The following is a 19207-nucleotide window of genomic DNA, read 5'->3' as shown; positions in this document are numbered from 1 at the left end:
CTGACCAGCATCACGACTCCGGGCAGCCCGACGTCCCCGCCGGCGGCGGGGTGCGGGTCAGATGGCTAATCGGCCGTCACCGTGGCCAGCCGGCGGGTCGTCCTCGCCTTCGATCAACGGGCCGCTTCTCGGGTTGTCGCGCGGGAACACCGTCGTCCGGCTGATCGCCGTCCCGCCTCGCCCGCGTTTGATCGTGACCGTGCCCGTGGCGACGTCGAACGAGAGCCGCCAGCCGTCGTGGTGCACGGCGGTGTGGTGATGTCGGCAGAGCGGGACGCCGTTGGCACGGTCGGTCCGGCCACCGTGGCGCCACCAGGTCACGTGGTGCAGGTCGGTCCAGGCCATGGGCCGGCCGCATGGCTGCCCGTCAGCGGACGGGAAGGCGCAGCCACCGAACAACAGCTCGGCCGCCCGGTGCTGCGCGGCGGTCCAGACCCGCGTCGCCCGGCCGATGTCCAGCGGCATCCCGGTGGGCGACAGCACCGCTCGGGTGAGCCGCGCGTCGCAGGCCAACCGCCGGACGGTCTCCGGGGACAGCGTCACCCCGAACACACCCACACCCGGGTAGTCGGCATCGCCGGTCAGCGTGTCCACCGGCACGGTCACCGTCACGTGCGGACGGACCCCCCGCATGGTCGGCAGCTCACCGGCCTTCAGTCCCGCGCCGATCAGGTCGACGAACGCGTCGTAGCGACGTTGCTCGGGGGTCCGGCGTTCCGCGTCAGGGGTGCCCGGCGGGTCCATCGTCGAGCAGGCCTGCAGGCCCGCGGTGAGCATCTCGTAGTCGTCGTCGACGAGGTCGATCCGCAGGACACGCTGGCCGGTCGTGCGGTCGGTCCACGTCCGCACCGACCGTCGGGACCGCTGGGCGGCGACCGCCCGCTCCAACGCGTCGGCGTCACGGGTCCGCAGCTGCGCGGCCTTCCGCTTGAGCTGGTCGGGCGACGCACCGGACGTCGCGGACTGCAGCAGGGCATCCTGCCGAGCCCGCCGTGCCGCCTCCTTCTCGGCGACCTCAGCCGCTGCGCGCTCAGCCCGTTCCTGCGCGAGCTTCCGTTCGCGTTCGGCCGTCTCCCGGGCCAGCCTCGTGCGCTCGGCCATCGACTCGGCCTCCGCCTGCGCCAGCTGGTCGGCCCGACGCCGTCGTTCCCGTTCCTCGTCCTCTGCTGCTGCGCGCGCCCGGGTGGCGGCTTCCTGGTCGGCCTGCTGCCGTTCGGCGGCGGCGACGATCCCCGCGGCGTGGTCGTGGGAGATCGACCCCGACTGCAACAGGTCCACCACGTCGGGTCGGTCCGCCAAACCCTCGGCCAGGCGCACCTCCCTCGTCGCGGTGGCGGTCGACAGCGCCATGGTCGAGGTCGCCCACGCCTGCAACGACACCGCCCCATCGGCCTCTGGCAGCCCCGCCTCCCGCGCGGCCAGCATGGCCCGCAACCGGGCCGCCGAGAGCGCCGCGTCCAGTCCGGCCAACCCCTCGACCATCGTCCGCAGCGCCGCCACGTCGGCCACTTCCCCACCGGCCAGCCACGCGTTGAGGTCGCCCAGTCCTCGGAGGGCACGGGTCACCGCGGACACCGGCTGCCCCTCCGACTCCTCCACACCGTCCTTGGATGCGTCCGCCCCCGTGACCCGTGACCGCTCCTCCGCGGTCATCCAGACGCCGATCGGGACGTCGCCGACACCCTCGGCACGCAGCACGTCGACGAGCTCGTCCCACCCGACCTCCACCCCGTGTTCCACCGCTCGTGCCACCTCCTCCGAGAAACCGATCGACGTACCTGATCCGATGTACTTCGCACCATACGCAGGGGGTGTGACATCGCCTCGGCCGAGGGTTGTGGACCGCGGGCAGGCCGCCGGCCCGGAAAGACGCCGCGACCTGTCACCGCGCGGATGGACGGCCCCCACCCTCCCCCCAAACACCTAGTTGTCCGTGATCAGCTCGGCATCCACGACGTGGAACGAGACGGCGTGGCTGGTGCCGCCGAGGGTGGTGGAGTACGACAGCTCGCCGCGGACCTCGGCCCAGATCCGAACGACGTCGTCGACGCCGACGGCGGTCAGGAACGGGCAGGGGTCGGCGGCGGCGAAGATGCCGTTGTCGCCCTTGTAGTCGTGCGACCAGCGGTGGGCGGTGGTGTCGAAGTAGGCGCGGAACCCGCACGGGCCGGTGGCCTGGTCGAACTGGACGATGTCGACGACCAGCTCGACGCAGTCGCCGGTGAAGGCGTCGGGGTCGCGGACGACCTGCTCGACGTCCGCCGGATCCTGGCAACGGCCGCGCACACCCTGGGCGATGACCGGCGTGGCGCAGGCGTCGACGGCGGTCTCGTAGGTCTGGCGGTCGAGCCCGTCGATGGACGCGAAGTCGTCGTCCCAGGAGGGGAGCCGGATGGCACCGGCGTCGATGGAGGACGCACAGTCAGCGGCGACGCCGGCGTCGAAGGCGGCCTGCCGTTCGGCGGCGATCTGCGGGTCGTACTGCTCGCGGAGGGCGAGGGTCTGGGCCACGGCTGCTTCCTGGGCGGCCAGGGCGTCGTCGCGTTCCTCGACCAGGGCCGCGTTGTCGGCGTGGGCGTCCGCCAGCTGGGTGGTGGTGTCGTCGAGCTGGCCGGCGGCGTCGTCGAGCAGGCCCACGAGCTCGTCGCGTTCGGTGGTCACGCCGTCGAGGGCGGAGGACAACGCCTCCTTGTCCTCCTCGAGCTCGGCCACGTCCGACCGGGCGGCGGCCAGGTTGTCCAGCGTCTGCTGGTTGGTCGCGTAGTTGTTGACCGCCACGCCGCCGAGGACGGCGACGATCACGGCGGTGATGACGAGGAAGGTGCGGCGGTCCCTCCTCGACGAGCTGGGCGGGGTGACGGGTTCGGCGTTCATCAGGGCTGTCCTCTGCATCAGTGAGCGGTGGGGGGAACAACGCATGGCGTCGCCCGCTGCCCCCTCGTAGTGCTCGGTTCGCACCACGTCCGACCGCACTGTGCATGCCTCCCACCGTCAACCCTGACGGCAGAGCGGCTTACTCAGAAGGCGCCAGGCCTGCCGTCTCGCCGCCGTCGGCCACGAACTCCGCGCCTGTGGAGAAGCTGGACTCGTCGCTGGCGAGGAAGACGATCATCGCCGACACCTCCTCGGGCTGGCCGACCCGCTTCATCGCCACGTGGGTCTGCGGGGTCTCCATGCCATCGGTCATCGGGGTGGCGATCACACCGGGGTGGACGGTGTTGACCCGGACGTTGTCGGCGCCGAGGTCAAGGGCGGCGGACTTGGACAGGCCGACGAGGCCGTGCTTGGCCGCGCTGTACCCCGGCAGGCTGGCGAAGCCCTGCAGGCCCGCGGTGGAGGAGATGTTGATGATCGAGCTGGGCGCCCCGGCCTTGAGGGCATCCACGCTGGCGGTCATCCCGTTGAACACCCCCGTCAGGTTGATGCCGATGAGGGTGTCCCACTGCTCACCGGTGTACTCACCGATCGGCGCGAAGTTGGCGATACCGGCGTTGTTGACCAGCACGTTGAGGCTGCCGAACCGCTTCACCGTGGTGGCGACCGCGTCCGCCCACTGCGCCCGGTCGGTCACATCCAGGTGGACATAGACAGCCGCATCACCGAGCTCGTCGGCAAGCGCGTTGCCCTCCTCGTCGAGGATGTCGCCGATGACGACCCGGGCTCCCTCGGCCACCATCGCCCGGGCGTGACTCGCCCCCATCCCCCTGGCCCCTCCGCTGATCAGGGCGACCTTGCCCTCGAGTCGGTTTCCGGTGGATTCGGTGCTCATGGCTGTGTCTCCTGCATCGTCGCCCGCGGCTCGGGCTCGTGCCCCAAGGCCTACCCCATCTCGAACGGTCCGAACGGTGAGGCCGACTCGACCGCGACGCCAGCGGGGTCAGTCGACGACGACGTCCACCATGAGGTCGCCGGACAGGTCCTCCAGCGCAGCGGTGACGTCGTGGCCGTCGGTGCCCTCGGGCAGGCGCACCACCGCGGCGACCTTGAACAACGGCGTCTCGGCCATCGCGGCCGGCTCGGTCCACGTGCGCAGGTCCACGATGCCGACACCGAGGGAGGCCAGGCGGCGGGAGACGTCGTGGACGATCCCGGGCCGGTCGGCTCCGACGACCTCGACCCGCACCGTCAGCGCGCTCCTGGGCGGGTCCTCCACGGTCGCCGGTCGGACGGTCACGTCGAGAAGTCCTCGATCGTGCAACGGCTCGAGCGCACCCCGGAAGTCCTCGGACCGCTCGGCCGGCAGGCGCACCAGCACCACGCCGGCGAACACCCCGGCCATCTCCGTGACCTGGCTGCGTTCCCAGCTGCCACCGTGGTCGGCGACGACCTCGGCGAGCGCCTCGACGAGCCCGGCCCGGTCGGCACCGATCATGGACAGCACGAAGGACTCCATCCGCGCACCGTAGCCCACGACGTCGACCCCAGGCGTCCCGGTCTGCGTCGCGGCCGGCCGGCACCCCTCCTCGTCTGACAGAGGGCAGTAGGCTGCCCGGGTGCTGCTGCAACCCCCGACCCACGCGCTCGTCCGCCACCCCGGACCGAACGCCGCGGAGGGGTTGACCGACGTCCACGAGCCCGCCGACCCCGAGGCGATCGCCGCCGAGCACGCCGCCAGCGTGACCGCCCTCCGCGACGCGGGACTGGAGGTCATCGAGCTGCCCGCCGATCCCGACCGTCCCGACGGCTACTTCGTGGAGGACGTCGCCGTCTGCCTCGGCCCGGAGCTGGTCGTACTGACCAACCCGGGGGCGCCCGAACGACGGGGCGAGGTCGACGCCGTCGCCGAGGCGCTCCCCCATCCCACGAAGCTCCGCCTGACCGACGTCGGCGGGCCCGACGCAACCCTCGACGGGGGCGACGTGCTCATCGCCGCCGACCGGGTCCTCGTCGGGCTGTCGAGGCGCACCAACATCGCTGGAGCCCGGGCGCTGGCCGGCATCCTCGCCCGACACCACCCGGCCTGGCCCGTCTCCATCATCCGCATCCAGGGGGTGCTGCACCTCAAGACCGGCCTGACCGAGGTGACGCCGGGCACGGTGCTGCGTGCCGCCGCCATGCGTCCACCCGCCGACGTGTTCGCCCTGGCCGGGCTCGACGAGGTCCTCGTCGACGACGTCAACCATGCCAACGTGGTCCCCCTCGGCGAGGTGACCCTCGTCCCGGAGGGCGCCCGCGCCGCCGCCCGGATCGCCGGACGACGAACCCGGGTCATCGAGGTCCCCCTCACCCATATCGGACGCATGGACGGCGGCCTGACCTGCCTCTCCCTCCGCTGGTGAGGGACGTTGTCGCCCGCGAAGATCAGCAGGTCCCCGTCGGCGGGGGCGAGCGTGACGGGTTGGGGCCGTGGCGCTGCATGGTCGTGGGGGCCCGGTGGACCGCCGAACCAGTCCACCGGCCCGTAGACTCGAGGCGTGGCCAGTGACGAGGTGGAGCTGCCGTCGGGCGTGACGCTCGACAGTGTCAGCGCGGCCCTTCGAGCCGGTGGAGCCGTGTTCGCCTACCTCCACGGCAGCCGGGTGGCAGGAACCCATCGACCGGGATCCGACGTCGACGTCGCCGCCTGGTTCGGCCAACCCACACGCCCGTGGAACGTCGAGCTGCCCGCCACCGTGGACCTGCTCGTCCTCGACGACGCCGGACTCGAACTGGCGGGGCGCGTCGCGCAGCACGGGATACTGATCCTCGACGACGACCCTCCGGCGCGCGTGGCGTGGCAGGCAGAGACCTCCAAGCGCTACCTCGACGAGGCACACCGCCGCCGCGCGCTCGTCGAGACGGTGCTGCATCGTGGTTGACGCCGTCCGGCTTGCCCGGCTCCTCCAGCGGCTCGGGGAACAGCTGTCGATCCTGCTGGCACGCGCAGACGAGGACCGACAGACACTTCGCGAGGACGAAGCACGCCTGTCCGGTACCAAGTACCGGTTCGTCACGGCGATCGAGGCGGTGCTCGACGTCGCCCACCATCTGCTGGCGTCCGAGCTGTGGGGGCCGGCGGAGGATTCGGGCCACGCCGTGCGACTCCTGGGCCAGCATGACGTCATCGAACCGGCCCTCGCCGACCGTCTGGCCCGGGCGACGGGCTTCCGCAACGTCCTGGTGCACGGTTACGCCGACGTGGATGACGAGATCGTGCTCGACAGCCTCGATGACCTCCACGAGCTGCAGCAGTTCATCGACCAGGTTCGTCGGTGGGCCGCTGCGCAGGACGAGTCCTGACCTCACGCATGCCCCGCACGGGCGTAGAGTCCACGGACAGGCTCGTCACGTGCCGGAGGTGCACGCCATGGCAGACCAGGAGATCGTGCTCGACCCGGAGGAGCTTGCACTCCAGCGCGAGGCGCGGATGGCCGGGTACCGCAAGACGATCGCGGAGGGGGCGACGGCGACGATGCCGGACCTGTCGGTCGACGTGCCCGACCGGTCGCTGGACGTCGGCGACGGCGAGTCCCAGCTGCCCCGGCTGATCGCCCAGGACGCGGCCGACGAGCTTGCCGACGGGGTGGTGCAGCGCATCGTGCAGGACGCGTCGATGGCCGGACGGACCGTGCTGGTCGTCACCGACCTCGACGTCACCCACGCCAGCAGCCAAGCCCGGCAGATGATGGCCGAGGTGGCGGCGTTGACCGACCGGCTGGAAGCCGCCAGCGCCGCGCTCGTCCCGCCTGACGCCGCCACGCCGGTCCCGCTCCCCGAACCCGTGCGGGAGGAGGAGGGGAAGGGCATCGACGGGCTGGGCGAGATCCTGATGGGTATCCCGCCGGGAGCCATGGTCACGGGACTCAAGGCGCTCGGGGCCGTGGCGGCTGCCGCGCCGGCGGTGCTCGAGCTGCTGAAGACCGACATCACGGTTCGTCCCAGCACCGTGTCGGTCGCCGACGAGGTCGTCGTCGCGGCCGTGGCCCGCAGCCTGCGCCAGCGGGACGTGCTGGTGCGCCTCGCCGCGTGCACGACGATCCCGGACAACGAGGTCACCCAGGCCCTGGCGACCTTGGCCATCACGCGCGACCGCCTGGCCGACGAGGTGACGTCGTTCACCGCCCAGCACGTCACGGGCGGCCGTGCGGCGGAGGTCACGCGGCAGCGGGGAGTCCTGGCGGGGCTGGTCAAGACCCACGACGACCTGCTCGACAGCGGGAAGGGCCGGGCCGAGCTGCAGGCCAGGATCGCCAAGCTGGAGGAGTGGCTGGCCGCCCACGAACCCGACGTGGATCGCGCCCGCGCGGCGGTCGACGTGGCCACCCGGCTGGTGACGCGGGCCGACGAGTACCTCCGAGCAGCCGAGACGCCGGGCCCGTCGGGCCTGACCCCGACCGCCGTGGCCGCGTTGCTCCACGAGCTGACCCGAGCAGGGTCGACCACCGACGTCCTCGTGCTCGACTGCACCACCGCCATCGGGGAGAGCGTGTGGAAGGAGCAATGGCGGGGCGACCAGGCAACCCACATCGGCGGCCTCGGCGTCAGCTGGATGCTGATCGGCGCCGACGGCCTGCTCCGCTCCTCCGGCGAGCACACCGCCGCCCGGTCGGTCACCGTGAAGCTGGGCGAACCGCTCCGCTGGCCACCCGCGTAGCCGGGCGGGGTTGCAGCTCGTGCGATGGACGTGCCCCGAGTGCGGTCGGCAGTTCGGCAAGCCCCGGCAGGGCCACACCTGCTCCCCCGGCCTGACGTTGGAGGAGTACCTGGCCACCGCGCCGCCGCACGAACCGCCGGTGGTCCGGCCGGTGCTGGCCCACCTCGCCCAGCTGCCGGAGGCGCTTGTCGAGCCCGTCCAGGTCGGCTTGTTCGTCAAGCGGTCCAGCACGTTCGCGCAGCTGCGGACGAAGACCTGGTGGGTGGCGCTGATGGTCAAGCTGCCCCGGGTCGTGACCAGCCCGCGCCCGGACCTGAAGGTCCAGTCCCACGGGTCCTCCCACTTCCACACCTACAACCTGCGGACGCCCGACGACATCAGCCCGGCGCTGCTGGACCTGGTCACCGAGGCCTACGAGGCCGACGCCGGCTGACCGCGGTGGGCCGGGCGGCGGCTGCGAGACTCGCCGACATGAGCACCCGCAGTCGACTCGCCAGCGCCGCCTACTCCGTCACCATGGGCGGGCCCCGCATCAAGGAGCCGCAGGAGGAGGAGCTGCGGCGCGCCATCGGCGGTCGGACCGTCCTCGTCACAGGGGCGTCGGCGGGGATCGGTCGGGCGCTGGCCCTGCAGTGCGGCCGAGCGGGGGCCACGGTTGCCCTGGTCGCCCGGCGGGAGGACGCGCTGGCCGAGCTGGCGGAGGAGATCCGCGCCGAGGGCGGGACGGTGAGCGTGCACCCGTGTGACCTGTCGGACCTCGAGGCGCTGGACGCGACGGCGGAGGAGGTGCTGGCCGCGCACGGCCACGTCGACGTGCTGGTCAACAACGCTGCCCGGTCGATCCGTCGTCGGGTGACGGACTCCTTCGACCGGTTCCACGACGTCGAGCGGACCGTGCAGCTGAACTACCTCGCGCCGGTGCGGCTGATGCACCGGGTGCTGCCCGGGATGTTGGAGGCCGGGGACGGGCACATCATCAACTGCCTGACCCTCGGCGTGCTGGCGACGCCGCCGAAGTTCGCGGCGTACCTGGGCAGCAAGGCGGCGCTGGATGCCTACAGCCGATCGGTGGCAGCGGAGCTGGTGGAGGAGGGGATCCGCGTGACGTCGGCGTACCTGCCGTTGGTGCGGACCGAGATGATCGCCCCGACGGCCAGCTACGACGGGGCGCCGGCCCTGACCGCCGAGCAGGCCGCCAACATGCTGGCCAGCGCCATGGTCGACCGTCCCCGGCGGTTGGCGCCGCCGGCGGGGCTGCTGCTGGACGCCGCCCGCATCGTCGCCCCCACGTCGCTGCTGACCACCGGCCGGGCGCTGCAGCGTCGGTTCGCCAGCTCGCACTAGCGTGGGGGCGTGTCCACCACCCCGGAGTCCGCGCCGCCCCTGACCATCGCCGTGCCGCTGTGGCAGGGCTCGTCCGTCGCCGACGCCGAGCGGATCGAGGCGGGGACGCAGATGGTGCTGGAGGCGCTGGGCGGTGACCACGAGTCACTGGCCGTCCCCGACCTGCCGCGTGGTGGTGCGGCGGTGGAGGCCACCCGGGTTGCGCTGGCCGCGACCCTGGCGGAGCTGCCACCGGACGCGCCGATCCGGATCGTGGGAGGGGACTGCTCCGCCGACCTCGCGGCGCTGCAGCGTTCGGTGGCCGACCCGGGCGTGCGAGTGCTGTGGCCGGACGCCCACGCCGACGCCAACACGGTGATGAGCTCACCGTCCGGCGCGGTCCACGGGATGGTTGCACGGACCGCCATGGCCGAGGCCCCCAACCGGCTGGTCTACCTGGGCGTGCGCGCCACCGACCCGGAGGAGCAGCGCTGGATCGACGAACACACCATCCCCGTCCTCCCCGTCGACGCCTCCGTAGACCAGGTTCTGGCCGCCCTCGACGGGGCGTCGGCGGTCCACATCCACCTCGACCTCGACGTGCTCGACGCGATGCACTTCACCAGCATCGACTTCCCCGAGCCATACGGCGTCAAGCCGGATCACCTGACGGCGATCCTCGCCGCGTCGTAGGCGCTCACCACGTCCGGTGCGCCTCCATCATGGAGTGCTCCGCGGCAGGCAAAGCCCGCCACCGCGACCGTGACTCGGCAACCCTCGCCAAGGTCCTCGCGCCGCTAGGGACAGCCAACCCGATGCGAGGTTCCGGACAGGACCAAGGTCTGGGGAGTTAACGAACCGCCAGAGGGACGCCATCGCGCCCCAATCGCTCCCAAAGCTCTTCGATCAACAACCCCCCAGTGCCACGAATCTGGAGGAACGGGACGTCGTACTGCTTCAACCACTCCTTCGTGGGTGCCTTGAGGTGATTCATGTGCTCCCAGAGTGCGACCACGATCAGCCCCTGTGGTGAGAGCGCACGGAGACGCCGTTCATCCACCGGGTTCTCCACGGTGCTGGGGAAGGACAGAACCCGAACGCCGAGGTCTGCCGCAATCTGGTCCACGTCGGCTCGAGCGGTCGGGCTGCCGAGGATCGCCAGAGTGCGACCGCTCAGCAACGGCCGCAGTCGCACCGACAGGTCACGGCGTCGGGCTTCGGTCGCGTCCTCCACCACAGTCCACTGCGCGAGTGCGGCCTCCAGAGAGACCCGGAGAGCGTCGAGACGACCCTGAACCTCGGTTCCGGTGAAGCCGCCGACCGCGATGTGGTGTGCGGCGATGGGGAGGGCCTGCGAGGCAACTTCTATCTGCCCCAAGTCGAGAGCTCGACTTGCTGCGAGGAGTGCGAACTCGATCCCCTCGGGTGCTCCTGGGTGGTCTGCAACGACGCCACGGGCGTTGTCGAGCAGCACGGCAGTTCTCTCGCGTGGATCGCGAATCGACCGTCCGTAGGCGTGCCAGCACGCCAGCGCATCAGCGGGAGCACCGCCTCGCCAACGCACGATGCGGCGAGCATGGCCCGTCGCAACAGAATGTCCGCCGATCCGTTCAGCCATCTCGACGACCAGGCAGCTAGCACGGTGCCAGTCGGACTGGTCGGCGGCGACTTCGTGGACGTACCGGAGTGCGTCCAGAGGAGCCGACATGCCCCAAAGATCTCCCAACCGAACGACTCCGGACTCGGTGCGGACGACCGCTGCCGCAGAGCGAATCAACCGATGCCGCTTGTCGTCGTCGAACAGGTCGAACCCGACCTCGACGACGTGCAACGCCATCGACTCGTCGAGTTCACTCACAATCCGAAGGAGCTCCTCGAAGAACCTGTGCACGGACAGATTCAGCCGTCCGAGCAGCTCTGCTGATGCGGCGCGTTCACCACGCTTGAGCGCCGCGAACAGGTTGTAGGCCACCGTTGCAGAGTCCTCGCGCAGCGCCAAGGATCGATCAAGGGCCTCCCTCGCCTCGACGAAACGCTCTTGGTCGTACAGAACGCGACCTCGGTGTTGCTGGAGAGGAGCGCTGTCCGGGAACACCTGAGCCAGCTGGTTCAGCACCGACAGAAGTGTGGTGCGATCATCCAAGGTCGTTCGAAGACCATCGAGGCAGCGTTCCCACTCGCGCCCGAGCATGACGGTCTTGTGATGCCTGCGTGTCACGTCACGGCTGGCCTTGACCGTCAGTGGGATGTAGGTGGAGAACTGCGGGTCCGGGTCGACCCGGATCTGCAGCTGTCCTGGACCCTCTTCCATGGGCCGCAGCGACAGATCGATGAAGCCATCGCGGTCCAGATGGACGTCCCCGCCCTCCACTTCGACCAAGCTCCCACTCCCTGCCACCCGAAGTCGCATCGCGCTCCATGTCTCCTCGGGGAGGTGAGGGTTGTAGGACTCGAGTCGGACCGAGCTTCGAGACCCTTCCGAAGCCTCCAGAACGGGGCCGCGGGCGTGCCCGACTAGACCGGCCCCGGGCGCCTGTAGCCGGAAGAACCCGGTGGACGAGAAGTCCCACGACGCGGCCAGGAAATCGACCGCCTGCCTCCAGCGTTGGCTCACCTCGGGATCCCGGAGCACCCGGACGGGCAACGCGGGGTTCTCCAAGGTCGACAGGTAGCACCTTGGAGGAGCGGGGCGGCCGGCGGCCCACGATGTCAACGGCACGGGACCGCCGTCCCCCACAGAGATGTATGAGGCCAGCTCGAACGTGAGACGCAGGACGTCGCCGGTGAACTCGTGATCGATGACGATCATCTGTCGAAGTGGAAGCACCTGGGTCTGCGCTCGATCGACAAGCCCCGCGATCACAACCGGGTTGGGATCTTGGCGCAGGAGATCTCGAACGTTGTCGCCGAGCCAAACCGTTCGGTAGCTCGACCGAGTTCGTTCCCCCTCCAGCCCTCGGAGCAGCTTGATGTTCTGGTTCCGGTACTCCAGCCGAGAGCAGCCTCGGTATGCCATGAGTTGCGACATGTTCCCTCCAGTTCCCAACCCGGCGGACCCCTTCCACCGACCAATACAACGACCGTCGGTCCGAAACGTCGATTTCTTTAGAACGTGGTTGGTGTCCTTCGACTCGGGGAGCATCCGGGGATGCTCGCTGGCTCAACCGGCCGTTGGCACTGGTTGGGTCGTAGTTGTGTCACGGATCGTTCGCAGCGCTGCTTCTGCGTCAGGTGTCCACGGGATGAGGCGCCGAGGGTCGAGGGACGCAATGACGTCCGTGGCGACTTGGTCCATGAAGTCGGACAGCACGACAACGAGCAGCGCGGTGGGACGCGTGAGGATGGTGTAGATCCATTGTTCTGCGGATTCGTGAGTAGGCAGTTCGAGTCCTGTGGTCCAGACCACCGCCGGGCGTTCCAGCCCTTTGATCGCACGCATCGAACGGAACTCTGCCGTGCACGACGAGGGGATCGCCTGCTCGACCATTCGGCGCTCCGGCACGGGCCGTCCGTCAGCGAACGTGATGATCCCGGCTCCGTCGCGTTGATGGAACAGCGGCTCGTACTCCGCGAGAACCTCGGCCAGCTGACTGACGATCTCGTCGTCCGTTCCGGCCAGGACGACCGGCCGCATTCCGAGGAGCGCGCTGCTGACGGCCCGCAAGTCGACCGTGTCGAGAAGGTCCACCTCGTCGGCGAGCGTCTGACCGCGAGCGAGCCCGAGTTTCCGTGCGACCGGAATGATCGCCTCGCACAGCCGGAGCGGCAGTCGGTAGGTTGCGTCCAGCTCGTGCCGACTCCAGAGCCGCCGCTGTCCGTTCGCGCCTGGCATCTGGCCCGGTCGGCGATACGCGGGACCAAGATGCATCGACTGAGCGGAGTCCCCTACCGCGACGAGGTTCCTCGTATCCGCGACCATCCGAGCAGCGAGCGTGAAGTCGGCAGGCGTGAAGTCCTGGCACTCGTCGATGAACACGTGGTCGAAGACGTCCTTGGGCTGGGCGAGCGGCGAGATCGCAATACGTCGGTGACTGAAGGTTTCTGGGTGCCCCGGGCCCATCACCACGTCCCAGACTCGCCGACGCAGGAAGCCGTGCAGCGGGAGCAGCCGTCCCACGCGGTTCACTCGGAGGTAGTCGTCGAGCGTTCTGGCATCCAGCCCCCAGATGACCCTGTGCAACTCGGCGAGGAGGAACTGTGGCTGCAGGGCGGTCCGGTTGCCCGGTTCGTCCAGCGACCACCCGTTCTGTGCGGCCAGCTGCTGGACCCTCCGCTCGAGCGGCAGCTCGCTGTCCATGTTGACGTTTCCCTTCTGACCGAAGAGCCTCGTCGGAACCTTGTCCCAGTTCAGGAACCGCACACGGTGTCGGGACAGCAGGTCATGTCGCGCACTGAAGGTGAAGTCACCATCACAGGCCTTGCGGCGCTCCCACTCGGTCGGATCGATCGTCTCGGCGAACCAGCGACCCAGCTGGTGCAGCAGGTCGATGTTGAACGTGGTGACGAGAACCTCTGCAGCATCACGACTGGTCTCGAGCGTCCGGTGGAGTCGTTCGACGAGCACGCGACTCTTGCCGGAACCTGCGGCCCCCACGACGAGCGTCAGCCGGCCGTCCGGGATGCAGGCTCGTTCCTGTGCGGGATCGGGTTGGAAGGGAGCAACAGGATGGTCGGGGGCGACGGCCAACTCCTCCCGATCCAACCGGGTGGCGACGACGGAATCCCCATCGAAGGATGGGGCCTTGTTCCGCCACGGAAGATCGGTCGGCACGCCAGCCAGCACTGCTTCACGCGCATCTCCCAGGCCCTCAACAGCACCTGTCCACCATGGCGGGTGCTGCGAAGCCGGGCGGGGAACCCATCCATGACCGCCCAACCGCGTGACGACCGCGTCCAGAACAGGCCGCTTGCCGTTGGCTGAGAGCAGGTGAACCCGTCGGACACCGAGTGTCGAGGTTGCTCGGTCGAAGGCGGAAGCGACTTCGCCGAGACGTGCTCGGCTCGAGTGGTCGAAGAGGTACGAGGCGATGCACTCCGCACCAGGGGCGCTGAACGGGGGCCGGGTCCAGGTCGTGCACTCGAACGTGATCTCTATTCGACGCGCCGCCGGACCGAAGGTGGTGTCGCGCTGCAGGCTCTCCCAGAGGGCTTCTGCCGCCTGCAACATGGGCGGGCTGCCGTCTACCAGAACTACACGGGGGTGGCCGACCGAGAGTCCACCAGTCATCGCCACCGCCAGCGCCCATGCCGTCGCCCCGGTTCCGGCACCGAGGTCGACAATGGTGTCGACTGGGCGGTCGCCCCACGACGGCCCCACCGTGCGGAGCACGTCCTGGACTCGTCGCCCTTGGTACCAGAGCGCGTAGTTCAGCCCGATGCTTGGCCGGTCGTAGCAGCAGTCCTCACCCCGGCTGAGCAGCCAGAGCTCCTCCAGGCTGCGGGCCAGATCGAATCGTGACCAGCGGCGTCCTCCGAAGAGCTCCCGGCATCCCCTGACGATTGCCTGCGCGAGGGCGCCTCGAAGCTCGACAATCCGGTCGTCCTTCATGCTGGTGCGAACCCCTCCCGTCCCTCGTCCAGTGTCGGTAGTAGTGCCCGCAGGACCTCGACCGTCTCTCGGTAGCGCTCCTGGGTCCACGACCGTTCTTCGACCATGGCCAGCGCCGCTTTGCCGGTCCCCGCCACGAACCGACTGCGACCGGTGTGGAACGGCTGCACGACGAAATGTGTGACTCCAGTCGCCAGGAGGCGTTGCGCGAAGCTCGTCGGATCGGCGACTGGCAGCAGAGGAGTCATGGTGATCGAGGCGGGGAGTCCCGCCTCGTGAACCTCTGCGATGGCACGCAACCGCGCATCGATGGGGGAGCACCGAGGTTCGAAGGCCTGCCGAACCTCGTCGTCGTCGGTGGTCACCGTCATGTTGACGCGGACTGTCCGCAGCTGACCGAGTAGGTCGACATCACGCGTGACGAGCGGGCTCCTGGTCTGGACAACCAGTCGCGGCTGGAGATTGACGAGCTCCTCGAGCAGTGATCTGACCAGTTGGAGATGGCGTTCGATGGGCTGGTAGGGGTCGGTGACGCTACTCATGTAGATGCGGGCACCTTCCAGAGGCGTGCGCATGCGACGCAGCTTCGCGAGTGCGTTGGACTTGACCTCCACCCAACGTCCCCAGGAGTCCTGCTCCGCCGTGTCCCGCGTGAAGAAGGCGGCGTAGCAGTAGGGGCAACCGAACGCACATCCGCGGTAGGGGTTGAGCGTGAAGTCGTAGTCGGACATGAACCCGCTGGCCCGCGTGAGGATTGTCGACGTGTCCTTGTAGGCAATCCGTGCGCCGCCAAGCTCTTCGGGGCCTTCCGACCCTTGTTCCATTCCCAAGAGCGACAGTTGCTCGTCCGCGCGGTTTGTCCCCTCAACAGTCATGGGCAGCCCCGTCGGGAACGGTTCGGAGGGGCCCTTGGGATCGCTCAGCAGGGACCCGTCGGATGTCCTCAACGCGGTAGGCCCGACCGTCCCCGTCGTCCTGAAGGGTCTGGGCGCGACTCGTGCGTTCAACCCGTGTGCGAGTCCGTGCATCGGGGCTGGTCAACGCCGTGGCCAAGCTCGTCAGACACTGCATCCCCTCGGCGTGGTCCTCGAACGTGTGGACCACCTCGCCGGTGGCTTCAGCGATGAGCAGGATCCGTCCGTCCCTCTGCGCGTGCGCCCGCAGCGAGACCTTGGATCCACCCAAATGCAGATCGCCCATGTGAACACCCCTCGCGACTGAACACTCCGACCCGCGGAGGGGCCATCCAGACAGCCTAGCGACAATCCGGCTAGCTGTACATGGGTTACAGGAAGGGCGAGGACCGGTGCAGCAGGACCGCAACGCAAGCGACCAACTGTCGTTCTAGTCCATGCAGTACCCGCCCAGCTTCTCCGAAGGCCCCCCATTGACCCCCACGCTCTACCGCGACACCGGCTACTCCCTGACCCACTTGGTCGAGGACATCAAGCACGGAAACATCGCGCTTCCTGACATCCAACGGCCATTCGTCTGGTCCTCGGCAAAGACCCGCGACTTGTTCGACTCGCTCTACCGCGGCTATCCAGTCGGCACGCTGATGTTCTGGGAGACCGGCGCCGATGTCGGTACCCGACAGGTGGGTGGGGGCGACAGCGAACGTGTGGCGAAGATGCTGATCGTCGATGGTCAGCAACGTCTCACGTCCCTCTACGCGGTCCTCACCGGCCAGGCAGTCCTGACCAAGACGTTCCAGGAGAAGCGCATTCGTATCGCCTTCCGACCGAGCGACGAGTCCTTCGAGGTGACGGACGCGGCCATCGAGAAGGACCCAGAGTTCATACCGGACATCACTGCGCTGTGGAACAACGGGTATCGACCCACCGTCCGGGGATTCCTCGCTCGTCTCGCCGAGGCTCGGGACGGCGATCTGACCGAGGCAGACGAGGACGCACTCGAGGACAGGATCGACCGCGTCTACGACCTGCAGAACTTTCGCTTTCAGGTCATCGAGCTGAACGCAGCGGCCGACGAGGGGCAGGTCGCAGAGATCTTCGTTCGCATCAACTCCGAGGGCGTCAAGCTGAACCAAGCCGACTTCATCCTCACCTTGATGTCGGTGCACTGGGAGAAGGGTCGTCGTCAGCTCGAGCAGTTCTGCCGCGATGCTGTCGACCCCGGCGTTCAGGGGCCCTCACCGAAGAACCCATTCATCGACCCGAGTCCCGACCAACTTCTCCGCGCTGGAATCGGTCTTGCGTTCCGGCGCGGCCGACTGCAGCACGTCTACAACATCCTTCGAGGCAAGGATCTCGAGACCGGCGATGTGTCTGAGGAGAGGCGTGACGAACAGTTCGACGAACTCCGACACGCACAGGACGAGGTCCTCGACCTGACCAACTGGCACGAATTCCTCAAGTGCCTGACCCACGCTGGATTTCGCAGCCGGCGAATGATCACGTCGGAGAACGCGGTCGTCTTCACCTACATCCTCTGGCTGATCGGCAAGAGGGACTTCGGGCTGGATCACAAGCGACTGCGCGGCGTCATCGCCAGGTGGTTCTTCATGTCCCACACGACTGGCCGCTACACCTCGTCGCCGGAGAGCCAGATCGAGGCAGACCTCGGGCGCGTCGCGGCGCTGGACCCAGGCGACGCAGACGCCTTCTGCGGCGAGCTCGACCGCATCGTTCGGGCGAACTTCACCCGGGACTACTGGGAGATCTCTCTACCCAATCGTCTGGACACTTCCTCTGCGCGCTCGCCAGTCCTCTTCGCGTACTGGGCCTCGCTCAATCTCCTCGACGCCGAGGCCCTGTTCAGCGACCTGCGGATCCGCGAGCTGCTGGACCCGAACGTCACCGCTCCACGTTCCATCGAACGCCACCACCTGTTCCCGAAGGCCTTCCTCGGGAAGGAAGGTGTCAGCGGCGCACGTCGCGTGAACGCCATCGCCAACATGGCGTTCCTCGACTGGCCCGAAAACGCAACCATCAGCGCCGACGATCCGGTCGTCTACTGGCCTGCGATGACTGAGGCCATGGAACCGGAGCGAGTGAAGCGGCAGGCCTATTGGCACGCCCTACCCGTGGGCTGGGAGCAACTTGACTACATGACGTTCCTGGAGCGCCGGAGGTCGCTTATCGCGGAGGTAGTCCGAGACGGGTTCGAGCGGCTGTGGGAGGAGCGGTCCCACTCGAGCCCCTCCACCACTTTGGCCGACATGATCACCATCGGCGAGTCGCAGACGCAGGAGTTCAAGTCGACCGCACGCTGGAACGTTCGCGCTGGTCAAGCCGACAAGAAGATGGAGCACGTCATCGTCAAGACAGTTTGTGGGTTCCTCAACGCGGAGGGTGGAAATCTGCTCGTCGGGGTCGAGGACGACGGAAACGTTATCGGCCTCGACTTGGACATGCAGACGCTCGGCAGCAAGGCCAACCGAGACGGCTACGAGCTGTTCCTCCGACAGGTGCTCGACGCGAACCTGTCGGTGCACACGGCTGCCACTGTGCGAATCCACTTCGAGGAGGCCGAGGGCCGCGACGTCTGCATCGTTTCGGTTGCGGCGTCCGGCAAGCCCGTCTTCGCCAAACCCCATCAGGGAGGCGGATCACCCACCGAGTTCTGGGTCAGGACGGGAAACGCGACGAAGCAGCTCCACGGCGACGACATGATCGACTACCAACGCGATCACTGGGGCTAGATCGCTCCAGGCGCCGTGCGAATTCGCACGGCGCCACGAATGGAAGACCTGCGAACCCGATAGGGTTGTGGCGTCACATGTGACGAGATGGACTCGGCATGCTCGCATCAGTATCCACATGAGCAGAAGGAGAGAGAGCATTGCCAGGGTTGTACGGCGTCGAACCGTTCGACGTGGGTTACGGGGCTGCGTTCAACGCAGGTCAGGAAGGACCCGCGGACGTCGAGTGCGACATCGTGGAGGGCGACGGGAGCTTCACCGCAACCACTCCGCCCCCGTGCGGGCCGCCCGACGGCATCGCGTTCGTGGACGGCACCATGCTCACCGAGGCCCGACTCACCCGTATGGAGTCGGATGGCACCGTCACGCCCGGCTTGGCCGGGTGCTGGGCGACAGGAGCCGTGCTGGGCATGGTCGATGCACCCCTGCGCATCGACTACGTCACCCATGAACGCGTCAGCATCATGTGCGGTGGCTACCCCATCGACCTGCCCTCCCAGTCGCAGGGGTGGAGCTGGACAGGTTTCGCCGTGTCGGGGGACATGAACGACGCCCGCAACCGACTCCAGCGGGCGATGCGCGACGCCGAAGGCAAGCTCGGCGAAATGCTGTGTGACAACGGGTGGCTCACCGTCCTCGACGGTCCCCTGAGCAACATCCGCAAGAGTCGAAGCACACCGGTCATCGGCTACGTGAAGACGCATCACCGTCGCATGCTTGCACCCGAGCACTGGGCCCGCGTGCCCGAACTCAAGCCCGGACAACGCACCAGCATCTTCGCCATCGGCGCCGACACGTTCGCCTGCTACCTCCGGATCGGCGACAGCGGCCCGTGGGCGTCCCCCTGGGCAGGCATCGTGCGGATCGAGGTGCCCGCGCTCGCCGGCCTCAGCACCGCGCAACAGACCCTCGAACAGGCCAGCGCATGGCTTCCGGGCTACGCCTCAACACCCCATCGTGACCCCCGCGCACCGGTGAACCTGACGCCGATCGCGGGGCTGGAGCGTCACCTCCACCGCGTCGGAGGCAACCCGGCCCTCGCACTTCGCGCCGTTCGCGCGGCCGTACTCCAGCTCAACGCTCAGACCCCCTAGGACTC

Annotated in this window: 16 protein-coding genes; 9 read left to right on the top strand and 7 right to left on the bottom strand. The window is 68.6% G+C overall.

All coding sequences use genetic code 11. The features are described 5' to 3' along the window. Positions 1-57: 57 nt before the first annotated feature. The 4 genes from DVS28_RS01460 to DVS28_RS01445 form a co-directional block, all read right to left on the bottom strand. Positions 58-1740: an HNH endonuclease gene (locus DVS28_RS01460; protein ID WP_114589871.1), complete on the bottom strand. Its 1683-nt coding sequence runs from the start codon at positions 1738-1740 to the stop codon at positions 58-60. A 183-nt stretch (positions 1741-1923) separates the two neighbouring features. Continuing rightward, complete coding sequence (locus DVS28_RS01455) at positions 1924-2874, bottom strand: hypothetical protein (protein WP_114589870.1); 951 nt, start codon at positions 2872-2874, stop codon at positions 1924-1926. Positions 2875-3013: 139 nt separating this feature from the next. Further along, positions 3014-3769: an SDR family oxidoreductase gene (locus tag DVS28_RS01450; RefSeq protein WP_114589869.1), complete on the bottom strand. Its 756-nt coding sequence runs from the start codon at positions 3767-3769 to the stop codon at positions 3014-3016. Positions 3770-3877: 108 nt separating this feature from the next. Continuing rightward, a complete protein-coding gene (locus tag DVS28_RS01445) occupies positions 3878-4393 on the bottom strand; it encodes a glycine cleavage system transcriptional repressor (protein WP_164709789.1) in 516 nt (171 codons plus the stop codon). Positions 4394-4493: 100 nt separating this feature from the next. Here DVS28_RS01445 and DVS28_RS01440 point away from each other — a divergent pair, with 100 nt between their 5' ends. The 7 genes from DVS28_RS01440 (at position 4494) to DVS28_RS01415 (ending at position 9589) form a co-directional block, all read left to right on the top strand. After that, positions 4494-5279, top strand: coding sequence for an arginine deiminase family protein (locus tag DVS28_RS01440; RefSeq protein ID WP_114589867.1), 786 nt, complete (start codon positions 4494-4496; stop codon positions 5277-5279). A gap of 135 nt (positions 5280-5414) precedes the next feature. Beyond that, positions 5415-5798: a nucleotidyltransferase domain-containing protein gene (locus tag DVS28_RS01435; RefSeq protein WP_216826327.1), complete on the top strand. Its 384-nt coding sequence runs from the start codon at positions 5415-5417 to the stop codon at positions 5796-5798. Continuing rightward, positions 5791-6219 carry a type VII toxin-antitoxin system HepT family RNase toxin gene (gene hepT / locus DVS28_RS01430; protein ID WP_164709788.1) on the top strand — a complete coding sequence of 143 codons (429 nt, stop codon included), beginning with the start codon at positions 5791-5793 and terminating at the stop codon, positions 6217-6219. The genes DVS28_RS01435 and hepT overlap by 8 nt, the downstream gene beginning before the upstream one ends. A 67-nt stretch (positions 6220-6286) precedes the next feature. Next, positions 6287-7573, top strand: a complete 1287-nt coding sequence (locus DVS28_RS01425) for a hypothetical protein (protein ID WP_164709787.1) — start codon at positions 6287-6289, stop codon at positions 7571-7573. Between the two features lie 19 nt (positions 7574-7592). Then, entirely contained in the window at positions 7593-8006 is a 414-nt protein-coding gene (locus DVS28_RS28045; protein WP_484078107.1) for a DUF5655 domain-containing protein, read from the top strand. A 38-nt stretch (positions 8007-8044) separates the two neighbouring features. After that, positions 8045-8917: an SDR family NAD(P)-dependent oxidoreductase gene (locus DVS28_RS01420; protein ID WP_164709785.1), complete on the top strand. Its 873-nt coding sequence runs from the start codon at positions 8045-8047 to the stop codon at positions 8915-8917. Positions 8918-8926: 9 nt separating this feature from the next. After that, positions 8927-9589: an arginase family protein gene (locus tag DVS28_RS01415; protein WP_114589863.1), complete on the top strand. Its 663-nt coding sequence runs from the start codon at positions 8927-8929 to the stop codon at positions 9587-9589. Positions 9590-9746: 157 nt separating this feature from the next. On the opposite strand, the gene DVS28_RS01410 is transcribed toward DVS28_RS01415, so the two are convergent. The 3 genes from DVS28_RS01410 to DVS28_RS01400 all read right to left on the bottom strand — a co-directional run bounded on the left by DVS28_RS01410 (position 9747) and on the right by DVS28_RS01400 (position 15319). Then, positions 9747-11924, bottom strand: a complete 2178-nt coding sequence (locus DVS28_RS01410; RefSeq protein WP_164709784.1) for a hypothetical protein — start codon at positions 11922-11924, stop codon at positions 9747-9749. 132 nt (positions 11925-12056) lie between these two features. After that, positions 12057-14444, bottom strand: coding sequence for a UvrD-helicase domain-containing protein (locus tag DVS28_RS01405; protein WP_114589861.1), 2388 nt, complete (start codon positions 14442-14444; stop codon positions 12057-12059). Further along, positions 14441-15319: an SPL family radical SAM protein gene (locus DVS28_RS01400; protein WP_216826326.1), complete on the bottom strand. Its 879-nt coding sequence runs from the start codon at positions 15317-15319 to the stop codon at positions 14441-14443. The genes DVS28_RS01405 and DVS28_RS01400 overlap by 4 nt, the downstream gene beginning before the upstream one ends. A 512-nt stretch (positions 15320-15831) precedes the next feature. Between DVS28_RS01400 and DVS28_RS01390 the strand changes: the two genes are divergently transcribed. After that, the gene (locus DVS28_RS01390; RefSeq protein ID WP_114593927.1) at positions 15832-18108 is read left to right on the top strand and encodes a GmrSD restriction endonuclease domain-containing protein; all 2277 of its coding nucleotides are present in this window, start codon (positions 15832-15834) and stop codon (positions 18106-18108) included. Between the two features lie 140 nt (positions 18109-18248). Further along, positions 18249-19202, top strand: a complete 954-nt coding sequence (locus DVS28_RS01385; protein WP_164709783.1) for a DNA double-strand break repair nuclease NurA — start codon at positions 18249-18251, stop codon at positions 19200-19202. Positions 19203-19207: the final 5 nt, after the last annotated feature.

Origin of the sequence: Euzebya pacifica, from assembly GCF_003344865.1 — a bacterium.
GTDB lineage: Bacteria > Actinomycetota > Nitriliruptoria > Euzebyales > Euzebyaceae > Euzebya > Euzebya pacifica.
Note: the sequence above shows the minus strand (reverse complement) of the source record. Positions and strands in the feature narration are given on the sequence as shown.